The organism is Phreatobacter aquaticus (genome assembly GCF_005160265.1).
GTDB lineage: Bacteria > Pseudomonadota > Alphaproteobacteria > Rhizobiales > Phreatobacteraceae > Phreatobacter > Phreatobacter aquaticus.
On the sequence record NZ_CP039865.1, the window covers coordinates 4,160,896 to 4,184,246 of the forward strand.

The following is a 23,351-nucleotide window of genomic DNA, read 5'->3' on the forward strand; positions in this document are numbered from 1 at the left end:
GACAAGCGCATGAAACAGGTTGGATTGCTGGCTCTGGCGCTGGCCATGGCTGTGCCCGGCGAGACCTATGCCGCCGAAGGCACCCAGACCCGCTACCTGCTCGGGCCGCAGGATCGGCTGATGATCCGTGTGCATTCGCTGCGCCGGAGCATGGGCGAGGCGGTGCCATGGGTCCCGCTCAACGGTGAATTCTCGATCGGCGCAGATGGCAGCGTGTCCATTCCGATCGTTGGCCAGCTCAGGGCCGCCGGCGGCACCACGAGCGATCTCGCCGAGGCAATCAGCCAGAAGCTGCGCGAGGCCGCCAACCTCTCCGAGGTTCCGTCCGCGTCGGTGGAAGTGATCAAGTACCGCCCCTTCTACGTGCTGGGCGCCGTTCAGCAGCCGGGCAAATACGAGTTCCAGCCGGGCTTGACCGTCCTGCAGGCGCTGAGCACGGCGCAGGGGCTTGCCCGTGCAAGCGAGATGTCGAGCACCGAACGCGAGATGCTGTCGGCTGGCGGCGACATCCGCACGTTGGAGGCCGAGAGGATCTCGCTTGAGGCGCGCATGGCGCGGCTGGCTGCCGAGATATCGGATGCCACCGCACCCATCTTCTCCGAGTTCCTGACGAGCCGCGCATCCGATCCGCGCGTCGCCAAGGCGATGCAGGAAGAGACGCTCCGCTTCACCACCCGTCGGGCCAATCTGCTGGCGGAACTCGAAGCGATCGAGGCATCGAAGGTTCTCCTCCAGCAGGAACTGAGGTCGCTGGACGAGAAAGGCCGTTCGCTCGACCGGCAGATCGAGGCCAACAAGCGCGAACTGCGCCTCGTCGGCGACCTGCTTGCCCGCGGCCTGACGGTCTCGCCCCGGCAGATCGCCGCCGAGAACACCCAGGTTCAGGTCGAAAGCAACCGGCTGGACGTGCAGGTTGCCAGCCTCAGGGCAAACCAGAGCCTTGCCAGGGCGAGCCGCGACCTGATCGAACTGCGCGCGCGGTATCGCCGCGAAGCGCTGGATGATTCCGCGGCGACCCGCTCCCTGCTCGACCAGAACGCTGCGCGCGCCCGCACCGCCGAATTGCTGCTGCAGAATGCCGAGGCGCGCTCCCCCGCATCCGTCGTCGACAGCGAGGAGGTCATACCGACCTACAGGCTGACGCGGTCCTTGCCGACCGGGTCTGCCACCTGGGTGGCAACCGAAGACACCGCCCTGGAGGCCGGCGACGTGCTCCAGGTGACCGTGCCGAGAGCGCAGCGACGCGGACAAGGCGTGCCTGGCCAGTAAGACGGGAAAGGCACATCGGCAGCATCGTCCGCCAGGGGCCGATGATGGTCGATGGCGGAGATCACCAGCGGTCGACCCATTCGAGCCTGCGCGATCCGATGATCAGCCGGACGCCGCAGCCATAGAGTGTCGCCGCATAGACGGCGGCCCCATAGGCGGCCAGCAGCACCAGTTCGACGATCACAGGCAGCATCACAGGCGCGACGGCTGCCCGCAGCAGCATCACGCAGCCGGCCATCGCCGCGGAGGCGACTCCAATCTTCCAGATATTCTTGATTTGCGCCCTGAGGCCGACACCAGCGAGCATCCGGGCAAAGATCATGTAGCAGCCGAACATCGCAACCGAGGTCAGCAGCCGGGCGATGATCGTGCCGGTAACCGAGAAGAGGTAGAGGCCGAGCGAGACGAAGACGACGCGGATGGCGAGATCGAACAGGTTGATGCGGAAAATGGCCACCGGCCGGTCGATCGCCAGCGCGAACGAATAGAGCGCCTGGAAATAGGGAATCGTGACGACCGACAGCGCCAGCAGCCGCAGGAACTCACCGGTCTCCTGCCATTTCGCCCCGAGCAGCAGCACGATGACCAGATCGCCTGTGAGGGCGAGCCCGATGCAGATCGGTGCCGAGATCAGCATGGCAAAGCGCGCGGCCTTGAGGAAGGCTAGCTTCAGGCGCTCGGGATCGTCCGAGATGTTGGAGAACGCGGCCATGACAGGCTGCATGGCCGGACCGATCAGGCTCTGGGTCGGCAACACCGCGAGATCGCTTGCGACCGTGTAGCGACCGAGCATTGTCTTGTCGACGAAGGCGCCGAGCAGCACGCGATCGAACTGCCAGTTGAGCGCCGAGACGATCTGCGCGGAACTGAACCATCCAACGAAGCTGGAGAACTGGTTGAATCGGGCAAGCGACAGGGATGGCCGATAGGGTGCAAGCACATAGGACGCGACAGTCGCGGCCATCGGCGCCATGACGAAATTGGCGACGATCGCCCAATAGCCGCCGCCCGCCATGACCACGCCGATCGCGGAGGCGAATGCGGCGAGCTTGCCGATGAATTCGGAAATGAACGCCTGCCGGAAGCTGAGCTCGCGTACGAAATGCACCATGGCGGGGCTGTAGAGGCCGCGCGCGATCGGGCCGGCGGCCAGTGCGATCACCAGCAGGATCAGAGCGCGATCATTGTAGATGAGCGAGAAGGGCCAGGCGGCTGCGACGATCACCGCCGAGATCACCAGGCCGCGCAGAAAACCGAGCGTGAACCCGGTATCGAGATGCGATTTGTCGATGGCCGACAACCGCGTCAACGCCTGGGTCACCGGAACCTCGAGCACGGTGTCGACGACGACGACAAGGGTCAGGGCCAGCGCCACCACGCCGAAATCCGCCGGCATCAGCACGCGCGCCAGGATCAGCAGCGTGAAGAAATCGATGAAACGGCCCAGAAAGCGCGAGAAGACCAGCCATCCGGCGCCGCGAACGGCTTTCATGGTCAGCATGCCATCACCTTGACGTCGTCAGCACCTTTGACCCTGCGCGGGCAAGGCTGCGGCCAGGCCATTGGCGGGGTGCAAGTCGAAGTGCCGGAGGGCTTCGTCACGGGGAGACCGTCATGCGCAACGATCGGGCCAGATCCCGGTAAAGCGTCGTCGTGTCGAAGCGGCGACGCACCGTCTCGGCAGCCCTGGCGCCTCTGGCCTGCCGGTTCTCCCAGGCATCGAGGATGGCAGAGGCGAGCGCGGCCGGGTCCCCCACGGACACCAGACGACCATCGACCCCATCCTCGACCAGGCTTTCAAAGGCCCGGATCCGGCTCAGCACGACAGATGCGCCCGACCCCATGGCCTCCAGCGCGGCAATCGCCACCGCCTCGTTGGAGGACGGCATCGCATAGACCCCGCATGTCTGAAGGTGGCGCTGCACCTCGTCACGCCCGACGAAACCATGGAAGGCCACGCGACCCGCAACGCCCAGTTCCACCGTGAGCTGCTTGAGCATGTCCATGTCAGGCCCGGCCCCGACAATGTCCAATGTCCAGTCGTCAGGCAGCAACGCCATGGCGCGGATGAGATCGCTGGTGCGCTTCTGCTTGTTGGTGAGACGGGCGACTGTCAGCACGGACTTGCGTCGTTCCACGCCGCTATTGGGCAGGAACTGCGTTGTATCGCACCCGTTGGGCTGCAGTTTCACCGGCGCGCCATATTGCCGAGCCACATCGCACTCATCCGGTGTCTGGCAATAGATGACGGCGGCTTTGGCAAAGGCGCGCCGCTTGAACCACTTCACGACACCCTTCGCCAGGCCGCCATGGTCGGCAGCGACCACGGGCACGCCGACCCGGTGAACGATGTGGTCGAACCGGCCGCTCCAATATTCCTGCACATAGAGAACACCGATCTCATCCTGCACCAGTCCCTGTTCCAGCGGCGCCATGAAGGCCAGGGTGTTGCAGCGCTCGTCGGCATAGAGCGAGAAGCGCGTCGCCCGGCTGAGGCGCTTCAGCAATGGCCTCTTCTCGATGGGCTGATACCAGGCGGCGAGCGGCAGGAAGCGCACGTCGATGCCGGCATCGGTCTGATAGCGGCCGCTTTCGACCAGCGAGGGGATGTAGAGGATGGGCTTGATGCCGTTCTGCAGCAGGCCTGCCGCATAATACCAGGACCAGTCGCCCCGATAGGATGCGAGATAGCTCTCCCGCGTCTGGCCGAGGACACGGCCGAAAAAGCCTTCGAACGACCCGCAGCTCAGCAGGATTGCGACATTCATGATGGTGCCCCGGCATGGATCGGCATCAGCGCTGGAGCCTCGCCGATAGCCCGCGCAGGGCATGCAAGGTCTCCAGCAGCGCCAGTAGCGCTGGCCTGGTCATTGGAAATTCGCGGACAATCGCGCCTTCCCGCCAGAGCTGGGCCTTGATGGAGGCAAGGCGCGCGCCGATCCCAGCCCGGCTGCCCGTTTCCACCACCCGGACCGTGCCTGACCGGCCAAAATCCACCGATCTCTCGCCAACCTCGAGGCAAGCGACCTCCTGGTGGCTTGGCCGCGTGATCGCCTTCTGCAAGCGCCGCCATGCGATCTCCGCATCGCGCAGCACGGTTGCGCCGCCGCCCTGCGGCAGGCCATCGATATAGGCGAGCGCTCCCGCCAGCAGATCATTGGCGGCAGCCGGATCGACGGCGCCATAGGCCAGGTTGCCGCTATTGGCGCGAACCTCGCCATCGGCCTCCGCGTGGAACAGCTTGACCGACGGCACGGCGGGCTCGAACAGGCTCTCCACCAGATGCCAGTAGCGCAGCACCGCGGTTTCCGGCTTCAGGGGATTGTAGAGATTCTGCTGGACCACGAGGCCGGCGACGCGGGGAAAATGCGCCTCGCTGTGGCCCTTGTAATTGGCCCTTGCGAACTGGATCGTCTCGATCGCCAGATCGGGGAAACCAGCTGCCAGAAGGCGCTGGGTACTGCCATAAAGACCCGTGTCACAGAGGATGATCCGGCGCGCGCCGGCAGCGCACTCCGCGAAATGGCGCGTGAACAAGCGGTTCTGCGTCTCGATATCGGCCAGAACCGCAAGGCCGGTCTCGCCAAAGAGCAGGTCGAACAGGATATCCGCGGCAAAGGGCTCATGCCAGGACGGCGCAAGCTGATAATCACCGCCGCCAAGTGCCCTCGCGACATCGGCGAAGCTGCTGCCGCGAAACTCGCGCGAAAGCTCTTCCAGAGCCGCCGGGCTGCGCGCCAGCACGGCGGACCGCGCAGCCACCAGCCGGGAGACCATCAGCGTCTCCCGTCCGACCGCCAGCGGCAGGTCGAGCTTCGCCAGAACCCGTTCGAAAGCCTCGCGTATGCCGACGCCCCCGCGGGCACAGAACATGAGGCGCGCATCGCCATCGGACCCCGCCTGATCGGCATAGAGCCAGATCAACAGACTGAATTGCGCGACGATGGGCCCGAGAATGTCACGCCCGAAGCCATGGCGGTCAGCCGCTGGCGGCATGCCCCTGGCCGAACTGCGCAGGCGGCGGCGCAGCCGACGCGCCATCTCGGTCGCTCCCCCATGGGCGCGCCGCACCGCATGGCCCAATCGGCTCCGCGGCAGATGCAATGTCTGGAGGCCCTGCCCGGCTGCGGCCTTCACATCGGCCAATGCGTCATCACCAATGTGGAGCATGAGGCGCGGCGCCACATCCTCCAGACGGGCGACCGTTGGAAACAGGTCGCCACGGCGCTTGGTCTCGCCCTGATCCGCGCTGGAATAGACCTGGTCGATCAGATGGTCGCCGTGGAAATGGCGAATGAGCTCGGCGACATGCCGGGCCGGCAGCGTCGTGTCGCTGACCGCCACGATCCTGAGCCCCGCCAGCTTCTGAGTGCGGAGCGCATCCGCCAGGGCCCGATTGGCCGAGAGCGAAGCCTTTTCGATCTCGATCTCGATGGCGAGCCGGGCCTCGACCAGGTCCTGAGGCAGGCCAAGAACCCGAAGCTGGCGGGCGACGATATCGGTCAGCCGCACTTCGCCGCGATCGTCGACATTCATCGCCCGGAACGCCAGCTTCTGGATCTCGATCCGCAGGTCGACCAACAAGTCTGGCGAGACGGTGAAGCCGCGTTCCCCCAGCAGGCTGGCGAAACGGCGCTCGGCTGCGATGATCCGCGATCGCTCCGATCTCTCGTCGCGGAGCAGAAGCGTATCGAAGACATCGCAGGATATGACCCTGATGTCGCTCAGCGGAGCGCCAAGGCGGTCAAGCGGAGGCAATGGCGAGCCCCTCCCTCTTGCGACTTTGCGACGCCACCGGCCACACCATCGTCTACCAACTCCTCCAGCGGGTTGGACCTTCAGCGCCCATCAGGCGCCGGTCAGCACCCAGATCAGCCCTGCAAAGGTCCGGATTCAGCATCCCGCAGGTTGTATTTGGAGCAAGCAACATTCGGGCCGCATTGCGCTATGGCCTGATCCGCCAGGATCGGCCGCGGGCAGGCTTTCGCCATTTGTGTGATCGACCGGCGGCCAGGGATATCGCAGCAAGGAACCCAGACCGGATGTACCGGAGGGTCATGCCGCGTCTGCAGACTTGCGGCCATGAGAGCCAGGATCTGGCAGGCACCTGCCGCCGGAGCGACCATCAATCCGACCGTGTGGCGCCCCGTCGTGCCGAGGTGACGATCAGCAGGATGCCGGCCAGGGCGACGATCGCGCTGCCGATCAGCGTCGTCAGGGTCGGCACCTCGCCGAAGACGAGCAGGCCGATGCTGGCCGCCCAGATGATCTGGCTGTAGCTCATCGGCGACACGACGGCGGCCGGCGCGTGGGTGAAGGCCCAGACCAGCATGATGTGCGAGGCAACCCCGCATAGCCCTGAGATCACCAGCAGCCCGAAGCCATAGGCACTCGGCAGACCGGGGAAGAACAGGGCCCCGATCCCGGAGGCCACCAGCGCCCAGAAACTCGCATGGAACAGCAGGACCGTCATCGGATCGGTGCGGCCGGTATGGCGGGTCAGCACCTGGTAGATCGCGTTGAGGCCAGCAAGGGCGAGCGGAAACAGCAGCGCCAGCGACAGGAACGGCGCGCCGGGATCGAGCGCGATCAGCACCCCGGCAAAGCCCATGGCGATGAACAACCATTGCAGCGGCTTGGTCGGCTCGCCGAGCGCCGGTCCGGCAATGGCGGTGGCGAGCAGCGGCGCGGACAGCGCGATCGCATAGGTCTGCGACAAGGTGAGATGCATCAGCGCCAGCACGGCGAAGACCGTCGTTCCGGCAAGGCACAGGCCCCGGACGATCTGCAGCCAGGGATGGCGCGTGACGACAAAGCGCTTCCAGTCGGTCGCCAGCGCCCAGATGACGAGGGCCGCCACCTGGACCGCGTTGCGCACGAAGACCACAACGGCGACCGAGGCCTCGCGGGCGACCACCCGCATCAGCGAATCCATGATGACGAAGACCAGAACGGCTGTTGTCATCGCGATTGCGGCGAGCACGACAGTGCGCCGCTCCGTGCGGGGAGCGTTCACGCCGCCACCTTGAACAACCGGGCGGGATTGTCGCTGATCATCCGCCGGAGATCGTTTGGTCCGATCCCCTGCTCCGCGAGAAGCCGGAGGAACAGCCGAAGACCTTCGACAGGCCTCGGCAGGATGCCGACGCCGCAATCGCTCGAGACGATCAGGTTCGCCGCGCCATGGCGCCGGATGATCGCGGCCATGCGCTGGATGCTGACGCCGGCAATGACATGAGCTTCGGCATCCACATGGGTCAGAGGCACATCGGCGGCTGGCGAGGCAAAGAAATAGGAAAGCTCTGCCACCGCGCCACCCCCGATCACCGCCGCAATCGCCTGGTCGTCATAGTGCGAGGCCGGCACGAGAATGCGTTGGACACCGCGCGCCTTCGCCTCGCCCACCAGTCGCACCGCCTCGGACGCCGCGACATGGCCGGTATTGAACACCACATCGGCGGCGGCGACCCGGTCGAGGATCTCCGGCAGGGGATCGGGCAGCGGCCCCGTCTCCGGCACTTCGAAACAGGCCTCGACATAGAGCGGCGAGCGCCCCTCGCCGCGCGCCACATGGCGCGTGTGATGGGTCGGCAGCGAGATAAACCGGGCACCAGTCCCCGGCCCGTAGCCATAGCCAAGCGCGATGGCCACCGCCTCGGCCGAGACACCACCGGCCGGCGGCTCCATGATCAGCCCGCCCCAGATGTCGAGCGCGACCGGCCCGAGCACGCGCCTCGCGAGCGCCGCGTAGCCGGATGAATTGGCGAAATTGTCCATCAGGCCGAGGCCCGTCATGCCGGCGGCCAGCGCCTCACGCGCCGCCTCGATCACGTCGAGCGAGCGGGCATTGATATGGGGGCAGGCATGGACATGGCAGTCGACGGCGCCGACGATGAGGTCGTCCTCGATCAGGGCGCTCACCTCAATGCCTCAGGATCTTGGCCGTGAAATCCTTGAGGCGCTCGGTCTCCGGCGCATCGAAGATGCGATCAGGCTTGCCGATCTCGACGATCTTGCCCTGATCCATGAAGGCGACCCGGCTCGCCACCTCGCGCACGAAGCCCATTTCATGGCTGACGATGATCATGGTCATGCCTTCGCGGCCAAGCGCGCGAATCGTGTCCAGCACTTCCGTCACCAATTCCGGATCGAGCGCGGAGGTCACCTCGTCGAGCAGCAGCACATCCGGCTTCAGGGCGAGCGCCCGGGCAATCGCCACGCGCTGCTGCTGGCCACCGGACAGCTCGTCCGGATAGGCACCAACCTTGGCGGACAGGCCGACCTTGGCAAGGAGGTCGCGCGCTTCCGTCTCCACATCGCCGCGCGCCCTGCCCTTCACGATGGTGGGCGCGATGGTGACATTGCGCAGCGCCGTCATGTTCTGGAATAGGTTGTACTGCTGGAACACGATGGCGAACCGGTCGCGCGCCCGCTTCAGCGAGGCCTTCGACCCATAGTCGATCCGCTCCTCGTCCAGAACGACATGGCCGGCATGCGGGCGGATCAGCCCGACCAGGGTGCGCAGGAGCGTCGATTTGCCGGAGCCGGAGGGGCCGATCAGCGCGAGAATCTCGCCGCGCGCGATCGACAGATCGATGCCGGAGAGCACATCGATGGTCCCATAACGGGCGGCAAGCCCCTGAACTGTCAGAAAAGTCAAGTCAATGTCTCCTGCATGCCCTGCAAAGACGCCGCATGGGCGTGCCTCCTTAACAGGCTTGCTACTGTTTCGAGCAGCACGCTAGCCTGCCCGAAGGTCAAGGGTCCGGCAAGGCAAGGCCCACCACAGACTGAAGGGAACGACGACATGACTGATCTGCCGAAGGGTTCGATCTCCCGCCGCCAGGCCTTGAGCCTCGCAGCCGGTGCCGCAACGCTTGCAACCCTGGGCGGTGACGGCGCCAGCGCATTGCCGCTCGACAAGGTGCTGTCCGCCAAGAAGCTGCGCGCCGGCATCAACCCCACGCTCCCGCCCTTCGGCGTGTTCAATGCCCAGAATCAGATCGACGGCTTCGACGCCGATATCGCCCGCGAACTGGCGCGCCAGATGAAGATCGAGCTGGAAATCGTCCAGGTCGGCTCGCCCGACCGCATTCCCTTCCTGCAGGCCGACCGCATCGACATCGTGCTGGGTGCCATCACCCGCACCGTCGAGCGCGCGCTGGTCATCGACTACACGGTGCCTCTGCACACCCAGAGCGTGGTTGTGCTGACCAAGGACGGCGGCACCTCGGTGCCGATCGCCAAGCCCGCCGACCTCAACAATCCGCAGGTCAAGCTCGTCCAGGTGCGCGGCACGGTCGGCATTCCGTGGATCCAGGCCAATGCGCCGCAGGCCCAGGTCACCCTGCTCGACAATTACCCGGACACGTTCCGCGCCCTCCAGCAGGGCCGCGCCGACGCCATGGTCGACGTGCTCGAATCGATCGTCATCCCCATGCGCAATGTCCAGGGCGTGAAGTGGAAGGTGCTCGACGAGGTTCTGGGCTCGACCTGGGTCGGCATCGGCGTGCAGAAGGGCAACACGACGCTGCGCGACGTGCTGAACGTCGTGCTGTTCGAGATGCATCGCTCCGGCTTCGTCGCCAAGACCTGGGAAAAGTGGTTCGGCGTGCCGATGAAGACGCCGGTGCCGGTCAACCCGATGTTCTGATGCCCTCCGGCCGGGGCCAGCCCCCGGCCGCCTTTCCTCTCGCGAGCATGCCCCGATGAGCCTCCAATACGGCCAGGTGATCGCCTATCTGCCGGACTTCCTGGCCGGCGCCTGGCTTTCCCTGCAGATCGCTTCGCTCGCCTTCGTCATGGGGCTGGTGATCGGGCTTTTCGGCGCGGCCGTCCTGACCTATGGCGGCCCGCTCGCCCGTGCGCCCATCCGCGCCTATGTCAGCTTCTGCACCAACACGCCGCAGCTGGTGCAGATCTTCTTCCTGTTCTTCGCCCTGCCCGACATGGGGATCATCCTCTCGCCCTATGTCGCGGTGCTGATCGGCATGACGCTGAACGCGGGCGCCTATCTGACCGAGATCCAGCGCGCCGGCTTCCAGTCGATCCAGCGCGCTGAGATCGATGCGGCGGAGACTCTGGGCTTCTCCAGGCTCCAGCTGGTCCGCTACGTCGTGGCGCCGCACATCATCCGCACGCTCTATCCGGGCCTGTCCAACCAGTACATCATCATGATGCTCGGCACCTCGATGGCTGCGATCTTCGGCGTCGAAGAACTCACCGCCCGCGCGCTCAACGCCAATGCGGTCACCTTCCGCTCCATCGAGATCTTCTCGCTGACGGCGCTCATCTATATCGGGCTGACCATCATCGCCTCCGCCCTGCTCTATGCGCTGGGGCGGGTCTTGTTCCGGGTCAAGGCGAGGGCCTTCTGATGGGCATCATCGCAGGCTTGATGGAGGAAGCGCCGCGCTTCTTCACCTATTGGAACATGCTGTTCCTGGCCAATGCGGCGCTCAACACGCTCTTGGTCTCGTTCATCGGCTGCCTCGCCGGCTATGCGCTGGGCTTCACCATTGCCACCTTCCGCCTGCCGCAGATTACGCCGGTCGCGCCGGTGCGCGGCGCGCTCATCCTCTATGTCGAGGCGATCCGGCGCATCCCCTTCCTCGTGCTGCTGATGTGCGTGTTCTTCGGCTTCCAACTCTCCGGCGTGCAGGCGAGCCTGTTCCTCATCGCCGTGACGGCGGTGGCGCTGCGCATGTCGGCGCTCTCCGCCGAGAATGTCCGCGCCGGCTATGAGGCCGTCCACGAGCGCCAGTGGGACGCCGCGCTCACCATGAACATCCCGCCGCTGACGGCGCTCTTCCGCATCGTGCTGCCGCAGTCCTGGCGGGTCATCCTGCCGCCCTCCACGATCCATACGGTGAGCATGATCAAGGAGACCTCGCTGGTCAGCCAGATCGGCTTTCTGGAACTCACCTTCTCGGCGCGCATGCTGACCCAGCGCGGCTTCTCCGCGCTCATCTGCTACGGCACGGTCCTGGTGCTCTATTTCGTCATTTCCTATGCCTTCTCGGCGGCCGGCCGCTATGCCGAGCGCAAGCTCGTCCATCAGGCCCGCGCCGTGCGCACCCCGGTTCTGCCGGCATGAGCCTCGTGCGCGTGACGAACGGTGTGACGCGGCCTGCCGCCGTCACCTTCGATGTGGATGGCGTAAGCGTCAGCGCGCCGGCCGGCGAACCGCTGGCGACGGCTCTCGCCGTGGCTGGCCTGCTGACCTTGCGCGACAGCCCGCGCAATGGCGCGCCACGTGGCGCCTTCTGCCATATGGGCCTCTGCCAGGAATGCGTCGTCTCGGTCGATGGCCGCACCGTCCAGGCCTGCCTGACGCCGGTTCGCGACGGCATGACAGTGAATCTCGGGGGAACGCTGAAGTGACCCGGCAGGCCGATCTTCTCGTGCTCGGAGCCGGTCCCGCCGGCACCGAAGCGGCGCTGGCCGCCTCCGAAGCGGGCCTCGATGTCGTGCTGATCGACGAACAGGCCGATGCCGGCGGCCAGGGCTGGCGCGCACCCCTGTCCGGTCTGACCCTTCCGCGCAAAGGTCCGGACGCCGAAGCGGGCGACGCTCTGCGGGCTCGGCTCGCGGCCTCGCGCGTCGATCGGCGGTTTGGCCGGCGCGTCTGGTCGATCGGCGGCGCCTTCCGGCTCGACGCCGCAGGGCCAGACGGCCCGGAAGCTTATCAGGCGCCGCGCCTGATCGCGGCGACCGGCGCCCATGAGCGCGTCGTGCCCTTTCCCGGCTGGACCCTGCCCGGTGTCATTGGCCTTGCCGGGGCCACCGTGCTGTTGAAGGCTCAGGCTGTCCTGCCCGGCCGCCGTGTGGTGGTGGCGGGCTCAGGTCCGCTTTTGTTTGCCGTCGCAGCCGGTATCATCGCGAAGGGCGGCGAGGTCGCGGCCATTGTCGACATGGACAACCGTCTCGCCTGGGCGAAGCGCCTGCCCGGCCTTGCCCGCCGCTTCGATCTCCTCAAGGAGGGCCTCGGCTGGACCTGGTCGATCCTTGGTGCCCGCGTGCCGTTCCTGGCCGGCTACGGGGTACGGCGGGCGACCGGCGAGACGGAGCTCTCCTCGGTCATTGTCGGCCCGGTCGATGCCAATGGCGCACCCGCTGACGGGACGGAGCGCAGTTTCGACTGCGATGCCCTGGCGGTCGGCCACGGCCTGGTGCCCGGCGGCGAAGTGCCGAAGATCCTGCGCGCCGATCACTTCTACGACCGGCTGCGTGGCGGGTTCATCCCGGAACTCGACCCCTTCGGCCGCACCACGATCGAGAATCTCTATGCCTGCGGCGACGGCACGGGCATTCGCGGCGCGCGCCCCTCGGCCGCCGCCGGCAGGCTTGCGGGTCTCGCCGCCGCCTATGATGCAGAACGGCTCGACGAGCGTACATTCGACGCCCTCGCCGCATTGTCGCTCAAGGCGCTCGCCGACTACCGCCCCTTCGCTGACACGGTGGCCGCCGCCATGGCGCTCCGTCCCGCGCAGGTCGCTGCCATCACGCCCGAGACCATCGTCTGTCGCTGCGAGGACGTCACCCGTGCCGAGATCGACGCCGCCGTCGATGCGGGCGCCGGCGACATCAACCAGATGAAGCACTTCACCCGCTGCGGCATGGGGCCCTGCCAGGGTCGCATGTGCGGCGACGTCGCCGCCGAGCTGGTGGCACAGCGGCGCGGCGTGCCGCGCGACGAAGTCGGATTCTGGACCCAGCGCGTGCCGCTGCGGCCCGTGCCCTTCGACACGATGATCGGCACCTTCGACTATGCCGACATCCCCATTCCGCCCCCGGCGCCGCTATGAGTACGGCCCCCACCTACGATCTCGGGGTGATCGGCGGCGGCGTGGTCGGCTCCACGCTCGCGCTCTTCGCCCAGCGCGGTGGCTTAAAGACAGCGATCATCGACCGCGGGCCGCTCTGCCGCGAGGCCTCGGGCGTCAATGCCGGCACGCTGACCCTGCAGATGACGCGCGTGGCGCTCATTCCCCATGCGATGCGCGCCCATGCCATGTGGGCCTCGGCCCGCGAGTGGCTGGGCCACGATGTCGGGGTCGTCGTCTGCGATGGCCTGTCGCTGGCCTTCACCGAGCGCGAGGCGGCCCTGCTGGAAGAGCGCGCCGGCAAGCGCCGCGCCGCCGGTGCGCCGATTACCATTGTCAGCCGCGACGAGGCGCTGCGCGTCGAACCCGGCATTTCCGACAAGATCCTGATGGCCGGCCATTGCGTCGTCGATGGCTATGCCAATGCCTATCTGACCGGCCAGGCCTTCCGGGCCGCCCTGATCGAGGCCGGCGTGGCCGTGATGGAGAACCGCCCGGTTAAGGGCCTTGAGCGCACGGACAAGGGCTTCGTGGCCGAGACGGCTGAAGGCCCGGTCACCTTCCGCCGGGTCGTGCTCGCCGGCGGCGTCTGGATCGAGCCCATGATGGCCTGGCTCGGCGTGCACCTGCCGATCAAGGTGCTGGTCAACCAGCTCACGGTGACGGAGCGCATCCGCCCGGTGATGCGCACAGTGGTCGGCATTGCCTCGGGCCTCTTGTCCTTGAAGCAATATCCCCATGGCACGGTGGTGATCGGCGGCGGCTGGCAGGGCCTTGGCGACCGCGAACGCGGCGGTGTCGAACTGGTGCCAGAGCGCCTCGTCGGCAATATCCGGCTCGCCTGCCACGCCATTCCCGAGTTGGCCGGAGCCCGGCTGGCGCGCGGCTGGGCGGGTCTGGAGGCAGAGACCGCCGATGCGCTGCCCGCCGCCGGCCCCATTCCCGGCATTCCCGATGCCTATGTCTGCGGCTCGATCCATTCCGGCTATACGAGCGGTCCCTCGATTGCCCGTTCGCTCGCCGATGTCATTCTGGGCCGCGAGCCGGACCTGCCGCTCTTTCCCATCGACCGCCTCCTGAAGGCCGCCACGCCATGACCCACCCGCTTAGCCCCCGCCTCACCGGCATCCATGCCGCCACCATCGTGCCGATGCGCGCCGATTTCTCCGTCGATGAGGAAGCGCTCGCCACCCATATCGGCGCGGTTGCGAACCGGCCGGGCATTCGCGGCCTCCTCGTCAACGGCCATGCCGGCGAGAACTTCGTGCTCGATGCCGCCGAGAAGCGCCGGGTGATCGAGATTGCCCGAAAGGTCTCGCCCGCCGATTGCGTGATCTGTTCCGGCATCAATGCGGAATCGAGCCTTCAGGCAGCCCGCGACGCCGCCGACGCCGAGACGGCCGGCGCCGATATCCTGCTGGTCTTCCCGCCGAATTCCTGGGCGCTCGGCCATGACGAGCGCGTGGTCGACATCCACCACGCCCATGTCGCGGACGCCTCCAGCCTGCCGATCATGCTCTATGCCGCGCCTGTCGGCGCGGGACGCATGCCCTATTCGGCCGAGACGCTGACCCGGCTTGCCGCCAATGAGCGGATCATCGCGGTCAAGGAAGGCAGCTGGGAAGTCGCCGCCTATGAGGCGAACAAGCGGCTTCTGGAGGGCCTGAGGCCGGATTTCGTCGTCATGGGCTCAGGCGACGAGCATCTCCTGACCAGCGCCATCATCGGTTCGGCCGGGGCACAGGTATCGCTCGCCGCCCTCGTGCCCGACCTCTTGGTGGAGTTCTTCGCCGCCACCGCCAGCGGCGACTGGACGACAGCCCGCCGCTTGCACGACAGCATCTATCCCCTCGCCGTCGCGATCTACCGCGATGCACCGGGCGGCCGCGCCACCGCCCGCCTGAAGCTTGCGTTGGCGGAACAAGGCATGATCCCCTCCGACATCGTGCGCCCGCCTCAGCCCGCCCCGAGCGAGGCCGAGCGCCGCGCCGTGATCGCCGCCATGCGCGCCGCCGGCCTCTGACGGACGCCATCTTCAACCCGGGAGACGCTATGCCTGTCATCATCGTCACCGGCGCCGCCGGCAATGTCGGCAGCGCCATCGTCAAGGTGCTGGGTGACGGCGGATCAACCGTGATCGCAGTCGATCGCGGAACCGGCATCGACCTGATGGACCCCGCCTCCTGCGAGAAGCTGGTGGCCGACACGCTTGCCCGCCATGGCCGGATCGACGGCGTCATCCACACCGTCGGCGGCTTCGCCTGGGCACCGATTGCCGACAGCGCGCCCGAGCTCTGGGAGAAGATGTTCCGGCTCAACACGCTGACCACGCTCAACATCTTCCGCGCGGCAATCGTCCCCATGCGGGCGGCAGGGCGCGGCAGCCTGGCGGCGATCGCTGCCGGTGCAGGCCTCAAGGCCGGCAGCGGCATGGCGGCCTATGCCGCGTCGAAAGCCGGTGTGATCCGTATGGTCGAGAGCTTCGCCGAGGAGCTGAAGCCGGAGGGCATCCGGGTCAATGCCATCCTGCCCGGCACGATCGACACGCCGCAAAACCGCGCCGACATGCCCGATGCGGATGTGTCGAAATGGGTGCAGCCAGCCGAGGTAGCGGAAGCCGTCGCCTACCTGCTGAGCGACCGCGCCAGCGGCATCACCGGGGCCGCCCTCCCCGTTAGCGGCCGGGGCTAGGCCGCGCCGTCGAGGAACCGGGTGTAGATCGCAATCGTCTCGGCGCGGGCCTCCGCCGGCTGGTTCGGATACCAGACGGTCGCAGGCGTGGAGGCAACCTCGACACAGGCCGGCGCGATGTCCCTGAGCTTGGCGAGCCCCTCAGCCAGCATGTCGGCCGGGCCCGCCGTGATCAGCGCCGGAACAGTCAGATGCGGCAGGCGCTCGGCGGTGTGGTACTCGAAGGCCGCGCGATAGGACCGGTCATAGGTGCGCCCGCTCTTCAGGAGCCCGATGGTCCAGTCATGCAGGAACCGGGCATCCGGAAGGCCGAGCGGCCGCAGCGCCGCCCTCTGATGGTTGTACCAGGGCCAGAACAGGAACATGTCTCGGCGCATGTTCCAGGCCTGCTGGAGGTGCAGCCCCCAGCGGTCGGGCCGGATCGGCGGCAGGTAATTGTCGAGGATATCGGCGGTGAAGGCCGCCGGCAGGATGGGCGGCGCTTCCATCACCATGCGGCCGATGCGCTCAGGCGCGATCAGCGCCATTTCCAGCGCCACCACCGCGCCGGTATGGGTGCCCCAGAGATCGAGCTCATCGAACCCCATCGCATCGGCTGCCGCCAGCATGGAGCGGGCGAGCGATGCGATGTCGACCTTGCCGTCAGGTTTCGAGGAATCCCCGTTGCCGGGATAGTCGGGCGCCACCACATGACGGATCTGGCCAAGCCCCTCGATCACCTCGGCGAGCGGCGCGGTCGAGCCCGGCGCCGATTGCAGGATCATCAGCGGGCGAACGGCGGTGCCGCAGTGGCGGACATGCAGGCGGGCATTCGCGATATCGGCATGGTCGCACCAGATGCCGCTCGGCAGGGGTGCGGTCGCTGGCAAGGACCCGGCAGCGGGGCGGTTTGGCAGCGCGCCGATAGCCGCAACGGCCTCGGCCATGGTCGCCGTTCGGACCGGAGCGAGGTCTCCGTCCTGTTCCACGACGGCTCCGGCCAGAATGTCCCACAGGCGGGCATAGGCCGGCCCATCGACGGAGGCCGAAATCACAGCCAGATCAAGCTCTTCAGGTGTCGCCAGCGGACCTCCGGTGAAATCCGGTCGCACCGGATCAGCCGGATCGAGCAGGCAGGAGTTCCGCAGATGCGCCCAGAGCGCCGTCAGATGCGTCCCGTCGCCGCGTGGCGTGAGATCGCCGGGGGCAAAACCCCTTCCCGCCCAGGCCTTTGCCCGCGGTTCCTGAATCAGAAGCCAAGCCTGGCCCTTGCTGGCCAGCACGCGGGCAACAGGAGCAGCGAGATCGATGGCGATCCCCGGCGCATCGCCGAGCCCGAGAGCGTCGATAGCCGCGCCAATCAGAGCCGAAACCTGCCTGATCGTGGAGACTTGCAGCCCGGCTGAGCCGCCGATCCCCGGCCATTCCAGCGCCGTGATGGCGTGGCCCGGCAGGACCGCAGCCACCCTGTCGGCGGCGGTGGCAGCCGCCTCGGTGAGCCCCGGCAGAACGACGACGGCAGGCCCCTCGCCGGCACGCCAGACACGCATCTGGCCGGTCGGCAGCGTCAGATAGTGCGGGATGGCCACGGCGTTCTCCGAACTAGATCCCGAGGAACGCCGCCTTGATGCCGGGATCGGCCAGCAGCGTCTTGGCGTCGCCGGTCATCACCACCGAGCCCGTCTGCATGACATAGCCCCGGTCGGCAAGCGCCAGCGCGAGGTCCACGCGCTGCTCCACGATCAACAGCGTGATGCCACTGCGATGCAGCTTGGTGATGGCATCCGACAACTGGTCGATCATGACCGGGGCCAGGCCCAGCGTCGGCTCGTCCAGCATCAGGAAGCGTGGCGCCGCCATCATGGCGCGGGCAAAGGCCAGCATCTGCTGCTGCCCGCCGCTGAGCGAGCCGCCCTTCTGCGCCTGCCGTTCGGCAAGGATCGGGAACAGCTCGAAGACCTCGTTGAGCCGGTCCGCGATTGGTGGCGCATCGGGTCTGGCCCGGATCGCGCCGAGATCGAGATGCTCGCGCACCGACATGTCCGGGAACAGAAGCCGCCCCTCGGGCACATGGACAATGCCGCTCTCGATGATCTTGTGCGGCGCCTGGGCTGCAATCGATTGACCTTCCAGGCGAATATCGCCGGAGGCCGGCTGCAGCAGGCCGGATATGGTCTTCAAGAGCGTCGTCTTGCCGGCGCCGTTCGAGCCGATCAGCGTGACGATCTCGCCCTTGGCAACGGTGAGCGATACGCCGTGCAGCACGGCCTTGCGGCCATAGCGCACGTGGAGGTCAGTGATCTCAAGCATGGGCGGCCTCCCGGCCGAGATAGACCCGGATCACCTCCGGATTGGCCGCAACCTCGGCCGGCGCGCCTTCGGCGATCCTGGTCCCATGGTCGAGCACGACAATGCGGTCGCAGACCCCCATCACCACCCGCATGTGATGCTCCACGAGAAGCACGGTGACGCCGCTCTGACGCACCTTCTGGATCATCGCGACGAGGCGCTGGCCCTCTTCCGGATTGAGGCCGGCGGCCGGCTCATCGAGCAGCAGGAGGCGCGGCTTGGTGGCGAGCGCGATCGCCACTTCCAGGCGCCGCTGCGCACCATAGGAGAGCGCCTCGCCCTTGACCTCGGCCCTGTCGGCTAGATCGCAGAACGCCATGATCTCTTCCGCCGAGGCGGCCGCGGAGGCTTCCTCGTCACGCCAGGCCTTGGTGCGGAAGAAGGATCCGAGCCAGCCGGTGCGATAGGCCCGGTAGGTCGCAGCCTCGACATTCTCCCGAACCGTCAGGGCCGGGAAGATACTGGTGATCTGGAAGGTGCGGGCAATGCCGAGGCGCGCCCGGTCGTGCGGTTCCATGCCGGTGACATCGGCGCCGTCGAAGCGGATCGTGCCGCTGGTCGGCTCCATCGAGCCGGCGAGCATGTTGAACACGGTCGTCTTGCCCGCGCCATTCGGCCCGATCAGGCCGACGATCTCGCCCTCGGCGACGCTGAAGGTCACGGAATTGACCGCGACGAGGCCGCCAAAGGCGCGCGTGAGCGCCTGGGCCTCGAGAAGCAGGGGCGCGCTCATGGCTGGGCCTCCCCGCTGGGTTTGGTTCGCACCCGTTGCCAGAGCGAGACGATGCCGTCGGGCAGGAAGATCACCGAGAAGGTGAGCAGGCCCGCGAAGATGACGAGGCGCAGCGTCCCGAAGCTGCGCAGCAGTTCGAGCAGCACCACATAGATCAGTGCGCCGAGGATCGGCCCCACGATTGTGCCGCGCCCGCCGACGATAACCATGATAATGAGGGCCGCCACATAGTGCAGGCTCATCAGTTCCGGCGTGATGACGCGCAGATAATGGGCGTAGAAGCCGCCGGCGATGCCGGCAACCGCGGTCGCCACCACGAAGCCGAGCAGCTTCATCATGAACACGTTGATGCCGATGGAGGCGGCCAGCGGCGCGTTCTCGCGCGCGGCGAGGAATGCGCGGCCGGTGCGGCTCGCCATCAGCGCGTGGCAGGCATAGCAGAGCGCCGCCACCACGATGAGCATGAGGTAGAAGACCTCGCGCGCCTCGGTGAGCTCGCCATAGCCCGGCACATGGATGCGCGGGATGTTGGCGATCCCCATCGGGCCGCGGGTGAGATCCACCCAGTAATTGGTCACCGTGTAGATGATCGAGCCGAAGCCGAGCGTCAGGATGGCAAACTGCGGCCCGACGATCCTGAGCGACACATAGCCGATGGCAAAGCCGAGCAGGCCCGCGATCAGAGCCGCCACCACGAGCCCGATCAGGATCGGCGCGCCGGCCTGCATGGTGATCAGCGTGGACGCATAGGCGCCCACCCCGAAGAAGGCGGCATGGGCGAAGCTGAGCTCGCCGAGATAGCCGATGATGATGTTGAGGCTCAGCGCCAGCAGCGAGAACATCAGCCACATCACCATGACATGGTGGAAATAGGTGTTGCTGGTCAGAAGCGGCAGGACCGCGAGGCCGCCCGCGGCGACCGCAATGATGACAGGACGGGAGTTCATCGACCCACTCCCTGAGCCTGGCCGAACAACCCCTGTGGCCGCCACAGCAGCACCAGGATGATGGTCGCGTAGCCCACCGCCTCCATGAAGCCGAGCGAGATGTAGCCGCCAGCCAGCGCCTCGACGACGCCGAGCGCCAGGCCACCGATCAGGGCCCCTGCACGCTGCCGAGCCCGCCAAGGATGACGACCGTGAAGCCCTTCAGCACGGCCCAACTGCCGACGGTCGGAAAGATCATGGCGAGCGGACCAACGACCGCACCCGACAGGCCGGCGAGGCCGCAGGCGAGCACGAATGTCAGCGTATGGACGAAGCGGATGTTGATGCCGGTCAGCGCCGCGCCTTCCGGGTTCTGCGCGGTGGCGCGCATCATCTTGCCGAAGATCGTATAGCGGATCGCCGCATAGGTGAAGGCGAGCGCCACGATCGCGACACCGAAGACCAGCGCGCGCTGCTGGGTGATGACGATCGGGCCGAATTCCAGGATCTCGTCGGCGAAGGGGCTGTTCAGATACTTCGGATCATGGCCGAAACCGAGCTCGGACATGTTGGTGATCAGGAGCGAAATACCGAGGCTGGACAACAGGATGGTGAACTCGTGCGTTTTGCGCAGCGGCCAGAACACCAGATTGTTGACGATGATGCCTGAGGCGCCGACCAGGATCGTCGCGACCAATACGGCCGGAATGTAGCTGAGCCCCATCAGGGTCATGGCGTAATAGGTCAGGAAGGCGCCGAGCATGTAGAACTCGCCATGGGCGAAATTGATCACCCGGAGAACGCCGAACACCAGCGTCAGGCCTGTCGAGATGACGACATAGTTCATCCCGTTGACGAGGCCGTTGACGATCTGCTGGGCGAGAAGGGACAGGTCCATGGCGGGCCTTTCAGGAGTGGCATGCGGGGGCCTTCCGCCCTGGAGGCGGAAGGCTGCAGTGTGGGATGGGGGAAAGGACGAGGCCGGACCGAGCCGGCCTCGTCACCGATCACTGGCGGACGGTCGTGATGTCGCCGTTCTGCACGCGCACCAGATAAAGGTTCTGCTGGGCCTGCCCGTTGTCGTCGAACTTGATGTCGCCGAGGAGCGTCGGCAGCGTCGGCCCCCGAAGTGCTGCGGCGATCTTGTCGTAGTCGCGTGACGAGCCAGCCGCCTGCACGGCGGTCGCCAGAACGCGCACGGCCTGTCCGCCCAGAGTGCCGATGAAAGCCGGCTGGTTCTGGAAGGTCGAGCGATACTGGCGGGTCCATGCGTCGAGCATCGGATTGCCGCTGTCAGGCGCATAGAGCGAGATCGAATAGACCCCGTCCAGCGCACGACCCGAGAGCTCGACCAGCTTCGGGTTCATGTTGCCGGCGGACGCCACCAGCGTGCCGCGGAAACCGGCCTGGCGAGCCTGGCGGTAGATGGTCGCGCCCTGCGAGGTGTTGATCGCCGAGACGTAGATCGCGTCCGCATTGAGCGCACGCAGCTTGGTCAGCGCCACGTTGAAGTCGGTGTCGTTGCGGTTGTAGAACTCATTGCCCTTCACCTCGATGCCGCAGGCGGTCAAGAGACGGGTGTAGTTCTCCACCTCGAGACGACCGAAATCGTCATTGATGGTGATGAAGGCGATCGATTTCGGCCGGATCCGCGTGCAGATCTCCTGCGAATAGCGGGTCGACATCATCGACGAGGTCGCGTTCAGGCGGAACAGGTAGCGATGGCCCTTGGCGGTGACATCGGGATGCTGGGCCGAGGTCATGATCGTGATGATCTTGTCGCGGGTGACTTCCTTCATCGCCAGCGCGACGGCCGAGAACCAGCCGCCGACGATGAGGTCGACCTTGTCCTGCTCGATCGCGCGCTGGGCTGCAGCAACACCCTCTTCCGGCGTGCCCTTGTCGTCATAGACGACCAGTTCGATCTGCCGGCCGATCACGCCGCCGCTGGCATTGATCAGCGCGACCTCGGCCTTCATGCCTTCCAGCGCCAGCTGTCCATCAAAGGCGCCGGCGCCCGACAACGGCACGATCGCGGCAATCTTGATCGGCGGCTGTCCCTGCGCACGGGCGTCATTCGCCGCAACGAGGCCAAGCGCGAGCGCGCCCGCCAGAAGTCCGGCCTTCATCCATTTCAACATGGTGTCCTCCCTGGTTTTTTCGTTGGCTGGTCAACCGTTCAGCGGTTGATCAGATACTTCTTCTGCATTTCCTCGACTTCACCGAAGCCGATGAACTCGATGAACGGTTCGTGGCCCATGGTCGGGCGCGGCAGGCCCTTGGAGCTCTTGGTCTGGGCCAGCACCTTGAGGTTCTCGGTCAGCGCCTGCGCCACCGTCATCAGCGGCACGAGGGCGAAGGTCGCCATGCCGGCAACGCTCTCGATCTCGGCCGGCGACAGGTCGCGCTCGAGCCAGCCCAGCACCTGCAGCGACAGCGGCACGCCGCAGCCCTGGCGCATGGCGCGCAGGCCCTCGATCGACTTGAAGCACTTGGAGATCGGCTGGATGATGTCCGCGCCTGCGGCGACATAAGCCTTGCCGCGCTCGATGGCAGCAGCCTCATCCACCACGTCGGTACGCGCGATGATCAGCATGTTGGGGTCGCGCCGGGCAGCGGCAGCAGCCTGGATCTTGGCGACCGCCTCGTCCATCGGGATCACTTCGACACCGCCGACGCAGATCGGGCAGCGCTTGGGCGCGACCTGATCCTCGAGGATGACGGCCGAGACGCCGGCCGCCTCGAATTCGCGGACCGTGCGCATCACGTTGATGGCGTTGCCATAGCCTGTGTCGATATCGGCGATGACCGGGATCGTCACGGAGCTCGTGACATTGCGCACCACCGAGAGGTTTTCCGACATCGTGTAGAGCTCGGCATCCGGCTGCCCCAGGAAGGAGGCCGAGACGCCGAAGCCCGAGGTCATCACCGCATCGAAACCGGCGGCCTGGATGAACTTGGCGGACAAGGCGTCATAGGCGCCCGCCGACCAGACCGTCTTCTGGTTGACGACGCGGGCGCGGAAATTGGGAGTAAGGGCCATGGTGTCAGCTCCGGTGATGGTCGGGTTCAGGAATAGGTCTTGAGGTAGGGCACGAGGCCGCCTGCCTCGAGCATGCGCTGGTCGGCAAGGGCGAGCGGCTCGATCGGCAGTTCGGTGCCGCGCGTGAGATTGCGGATGACGCCCGCCTGCCAGTCGAGCTCGATCTCGTCCCAGCGCTGCACCAGGCCGAGGATCCCGGGGCAGCTTGCCTGCGGGAAGCCCATGCTGATCTCGCCGCGCCAGTAGCCGGGCGAGAAGCTCTCGGCGACCATGCCGGTGATGCCGAGATGGCGCATGGCGCGCATCGGCGGATAATGCGGGTGGCCGTAACCAAAATTGTGGTTGCCGACGAGGATGTCGCCCGGCTTCACTTTTGCGCGGAAATCCGGGTCGTAGGACTGCATGGCGGCATCCGCCAGCTCGTTGATGTCGGTGATCTTGATGTTCTTGACGCCGACGATCTGGTCGACGTCGAAATCAAGTTCCTCGAAGATGAAGGCGACGCGTCCGCGGAGGTTCTTGAGCGACATGGCGGG

The 23,351-nt window shown here is 66.6% G+C and carries 23 protein-coding genes; 9 read left to right on the forward strand and 14 right to left on the reverse strand.

Annotated elements, in window-relative coordinates; translation table 11 throughout:
* Positions 1–9 precede the first annotated feature (9 nt).
* Positions 10–1,269 (forward strand): polysaccharide biosynthesis/export family protein, encoded by a 1,260-nt coding sequence (locus E8L99_RS19755; RefSeq protein WP_137101157.1) that lies wholly within the window; start codon positions 10–12, stop codon positions 1,267–1,269.
* A 61-nt stretch (positions 1,270–1,330) separates the two neighbouring features.
* Here E8L99_RS19755 and E8L99_RS19760 read toward each other — a convergent pair whose 3' ends face one another.
* From E8L99_RS19760 to E8L99_RS19785, 6 genes are all read right to left on the reverse strand, one after another.
* Entirely contained in the window at positions 1,331–2,770 is a 1,440-nt protein-coding gene (locus tag E8L99_RS19760) for a lipopolysaccharide biosynthesis protein (RefSeq protein ID WP_137101158.1), read from the reverse strand.
* Positions 2,771–2,867: 97 nt separating this feature from the next.
* Positions 2,868–4,037 (reverse strand): glycosyltransferase family 4 protein, encoded by a 1,170-nt coding sequence (locus E8L99_RS19765; RefSeq protein ID WP_168201744.1) that lies wholly within the window; start codon positions 4,035–4,037, stop codon positions 2,868–2,870.
* A 25-nt stretch (positions 4,038–4,062) separates the two neighbouring features.
* The gene (locus E8L99_RS19770) at positions 4,063–6,027 is read right to left on the reverse strand and encodes a hydrolase (RefSeq protein ID WP_252511164.1); all 1,965 of its coding nucleotides are present in this window, start codon (positions 6,025–6,027) and stop codon (positions 4,063–4,065) included.
* 367 nt (positions 6,028–6,394) lie between these two features.
* Complete coding sequence (locus E8L99_RS19775; RefSeq protein WP_137101160.1) at positions 6,395–7,285, reverse strand: DMT family transporter; 891 nt, start codon at positions 7,283–7,285, stop codon at positions 6,395–6,397.
* The gene (locus E8L99_RS19780) at positions 7,282–8,190 is read right to left on the reverse strand and encodes a DUF6282 family protein (protein ID WP_137101161.1); all 909 of its coding nucleotides are present in this window, start codon (positions 8,188–8,190) and stop codon (positions 7,282–7,284) included. Before E8L99_RS19780 ends, E8L99_RS19775 begins: the two co-directional genes overlap by 4 nt.
* A gap of 1 nt (position 8,191) precedes the next feature.
* On the reverse strand, positions 8,192–8,929 hold the full coding sequence (locus E8L99_RS19785; protein ID WP_137101162.1) for an amino acid ABC transporter ATP-binding protein: 738 nt from the start codon (positions 8,927–8,929) through the stop codon (positions 8,192–8,194).
* A gap of 147 nt (positions 8,930–9,076) precedes the next feature.
* On the opposite strand from E8L99_RS19785, the gene E8L99_RS19790 reads away from it, so the two are divergent.
* From E8L99_RS19790 to E8L99_RS19825, 8 genes are read left to right on the forward strand one after another with little or no spacing between them, the layout of a single operon-like run.
* On the forward strand, positions 9,077–9,922 hold the full coding sequence (locus tag E8L99_RS19790) for a transporter substrate-binding domain-containing protein (protein WP_168201745.1): 846 nt from the start codon (positions 9,077–9,079) through the stop codon (positions 9,920–9,922).
* Positions 9,923–9,977: 55 nt separating this feature from the next.
* Positions 9,978–10,646 carry an amino acid ABC transporter permease gene (locus tag E8L99_RS19795; RefSeq protein ID WP_137101164.1) on the forward strand — a complete coding sequence of 223 codons (669 nt, stop codon included), beginning with the start codon at positions 9,978–9,980 and terminating at the stop codon, positions 10,644–10,646.
* Complete coding sequence (locus E8L99_RS19800) at positions 10,646–11,365, forward strand: amino acid ABC transporter permease (protein WP_137101165.1); 720 nt, start codon at positions 10,646–10,648, stop codon at positions 11,363–11,365. The genes E8L99_RS19795 and E8L99_RS19800 overlap by 1 nt, the downstream gene beginning before the upstream one ends.
* Positions 11,362–11,652: a (2Fe-2S)-binding protein gene (locus tag E8L99_RS19805; protein WP_137101166.1), complete on the forward strand. Its 291-nt coding sequence runs from the start codon at positions 11,362–11,364 to the stop codon at positions 11,650–11,652. The genes E8L99_RS19800 and E8L99_RS19805 overlap by 4 nt, the downstream gene beginning before the upstream one ends.
* Positions 11,649–13,076 carry an NAD(P)/FAD-dependent oxidoreductase gene (locus E8L99_RS19810; RefSeq protein ID WP_215907022.1) on the forward strand — a complete coding sequence of 476 codons (1,428 nt, stop codon included), beginning with the start codon at positions 11,649–11,651 and terminating at the stop codon, positions 13,074–13,076. The genes E8L99_RS19805 and E8L99_RS19810 overlap by 4 nt, the downstream gene beginning before the upstream one ends.
* Complete coding sequence (locus E8L99_RS19815) at positions 13,073–14,191, forward strand: NAD(P)/FAD-dependent oxidoreductase (RefSeq protein WP_137101168.1); 1,119 nt, start codon at positions 13,073–13,075, stop codon at positions 14,189–14,191. Before E8L99_RS19810 ends, E8L99_RS19815 begins: the two co-directional genes overlap by 4 nt.
* Positions 14,188–15,117 carry a dihydrodipicolinate synthase family protein gene (locus tag E8L99_RS19820; RefSeq protein WP_137101169.1) on the forward strand — a complete coding sequence of 310 codons (930 nt, stop codon included), beginning with the start codon at positions 14,188–14,190 and terminating at the stop codon, positions 15,115–15,117. The genes E8L99_RS19815 and E8L99_RS19820 overlap by 4 nt, the downstream gene beginning before the upstream one ends.
* 29 nt (positions 15,118–15,146) lie before the next feature.
* The gene (locus tag E8L99_RS19825) at positions 15,147–15,785 is read left to right on the forward strand and encodes an SDR family oxidoreductase (RefSeq protein ID WP_137101170.1); all 639 of its coding nucleotides are present in this window, start codon (positions 15,147–15,149) and stop codon (positions 15,783–15,785) included.
* Here E8L99_RS19825 and E8L99_RS19830 read toward each other — a convergent pair.
* The 8 genes from E8L99_RS19830 to E8L99_RS19865 all read right to left on the reverse strand — a co-directional run bounded on the left by E8L99_RS19830 (position 15,782) and on the right by E8L99_RS19865 (position 23,345).
* On the reverse strand, positions 15,782–17,353 hold the full coding sequence (locus E8L99_RS19830; protein ID WP_137101171.1) for an alpha/beta fold hydrolase: 1,572 nt from the start codon (positions 17,351–17,353) through the stop codon (positions 15,782–15,784). The genes E8L99_RS19825 and E8L99_RS19830 overlap by 4 nt on opposite strands.
* 13 nt (positions 17,354–17,366) lie before the next feature.
* Positions 17,367–18,074 (reverse strand): ABC transporter ATP-binding protein, encoded by a 708-nt coding sequence (locus E8L99_RS19835; RefSeq protein ID WP_137101172.1) that lies wholly within the window; start codon positions 18,072–18,074, stop codon positions 17,367–17,369.
* Positions 18,067–18,846, reverse strand: coding sequence for an ABC transporter ATP-binding protein (locus tag E8L99_RS19840; protein WP_137101173.1), 780 nt, complete (start codon positions 18,844–18,846; stop codon positions 18,067–18,069). The genes E8L99_RS19835 and E8L99_RS19840 overlap by 8 nt, the downstream gene beginning before the upstream one ends.
* Positions 18,843–19,793, reverse strand: a complete 951-nt coding sequence (locus E8L99_RS19845) for a branched-chain amino acid ABC transporter permease (RefSeq protein WP_137101174.1) — start codon at positions 19,791–19,793, stop codon at positions 18,843–18,845. Before E8L99_RS19845 ends, E8L99_RS19840 begins: the two co-directional genes overlap by 4 nt.
* Before the next feature lie 148 nt (positions 19,794–19,941).
* On the reverse strand, positions 19,942–20,670 hold the full coding sequence (locus E8L99_RS19850) for a branched-chain amino acid ABC transporter permease (RefSeq protein WP_137101175.1): 729 nt from the start codon (positions 20,668–20,670) through the stop codon (positions 19,942–19,944).
* A gap of 109 nt (positions 20,671–20,779) precedes the next feature.
* On the reverse strand, positions 20,780–21,913 hold the full coding sequence (locus tag E8L99_RS19855; protein WP_137101176.1) for an ABC transporter substrate-binding protein: 1,134 nt from the start codon (positions 21,911–21,913) through the stop codon (positions 20,780–20,782).
* Positions 21,914–21,951: 38 nt separating this feature from the next.
* Entirely contained in the window at positions 21,952–22,815 is an 864-nt protein-coding gene (locus tag E8L99_RS19860) for an isocitrate lyase/PEP mutase family protein (RefSeq protein ID WP_137101177.1), read from the reverse strand.
* A 26-nt stretch (positions 22,816–22,841) separates the two neighbouring features.
* Positions 22,842–23,345, reverse strand: coding sequence for a 3-isopropylmalate dehydratase small subunit (locus E8L99_RS19865; protein ID WP_137101178.1), 504 nt, complete (start codon positions 23,343–23,345; stop codon positions 22,842–22,844).
* Between the last annotated feature and the right edge of the window lie 6 nt (positions 23,346–23,351).

Bases quoted from the DNA above. Each gene is read 5' to 3' on its own strand.
- E8L99_RS19800 (WP_137101165.1), top strand. From the start codon at position 10,646: ATGGGCATCATCGCAGGCTTGATGGAGGAAGCGCCGCGCTTCTTCACC.
- E8L99_RS19845 (WP_137101174.1), bottom strand. From the start codon at position 19,793: ATGAACTCCCGTCCTGTCATCATTGCGGTCGCCGCGGGCGGCCTCGCG.
- E8L99_RS19860 (WP_137101177.1), bottom strand. From the start codon at position 22,815: ATGGCCCTTACTCCCAATTTCCGCGCCCGCGTCGTCAACCAGAAGACG.
- E8L99_RS19795 (WP_137101164.1), top strand. From the start codon at position 9,978: ATGAGCCTCCAATACGGCCAGGTGATCGCCTATCTGCCGGACTTCCTG.
- E8L99_RS19855 (WP_137101176.1), bottom strand. From the start codon at position 21,913: ATGTTGAAATGGATGAAGGCCGGACTTCTGGCGGGCGCGCTCGCGCTT.
- E8L99_RS19865 (WP_137101178.1), bottom strand. From the start codon at position 23,345: ATGTCGCTCAAGAACCTCCGCGGACGCGTCGCCTTCATCTTCGAGGAA.
- E8L99_RS19805 (WP_137101166.1), top strand. From the start codon at position 11,362: ATGAGCCTCGTGCGCGTGACGAACGGTGTGACGCGGCCTGCCGCCGTC.
- E8L99_RS19790 (WP_168201745.1), top strand. From the start codon at position 9,077: ATGACTGATCTGCCGAAGGGTTCGATCTCCCGCCGCCAGGCCTTGAGC.
- E8L99_RS19835 (WP_137101172.1), bottom strand. From the start codon at position 18,074: ATGCTTGAGATCACTGACCTCCACGTGCGCTATGGCCGCAAGGCCGTG.
- E8L99_RS19760 (WP_137101158.1), bottom strand. From the start codon at position 2,770: ATGCTGACCATGAAAGCCGTTCGCGGCGCCGGATGGCTGGTCTTCTCG.
- E8L99_RS19765 (WP_168201744.1), bottom strand. From the start codon at position 4,037: ATGAATGTCGCAATCCTGCTGAGCTGCGGGTCGTTCGAAGGCTTTTTC.
- E8L99_RS19840 (WP_137101173.1), bottom strand. From the start codon at position 18,846: ATGAGCGCGCCCCTGCTTCTCGAGGCCCAGGCGCTCACGCGCGCCTTT.
- E8L99_RS19825 (WP_137101170.1), top strand. From the start codon at position 15,147: ATGCCTGTCATCATCGTCACCGGCGCCGCCGGCAATGTCGGCAGCGCC.
- E8L99_RS19850 (WP_137101175.1), bottom strand. From the start codon at position 20,670: ATGGACCTGTCCCTTCTCGCCCAGCAGATCGTCAACGGCCTCGTCAAC.
- E8L99_RS19755 (WP_137101157.1), top strand. From the start codon at position 10: ATGAAACAGGTTGGATTGCTGGCTCTGGCGCTGGCCATGGCTGTGCCC.
- E8L99_RS19820 (WP_137101169.1), top strand. From the start codon at position 14,188: ATGACCCACCCGCTTAGCCCCCGCCTCACCGGCATCCATGCCGCCACC.
- E8L99_RS19815 (WP_137101168.1), top strand. From the start codon at position 13,073: ATGAGTACGGCCCCCACCTACGATCTCGGGGTGATCGGCGGCGGCGTG.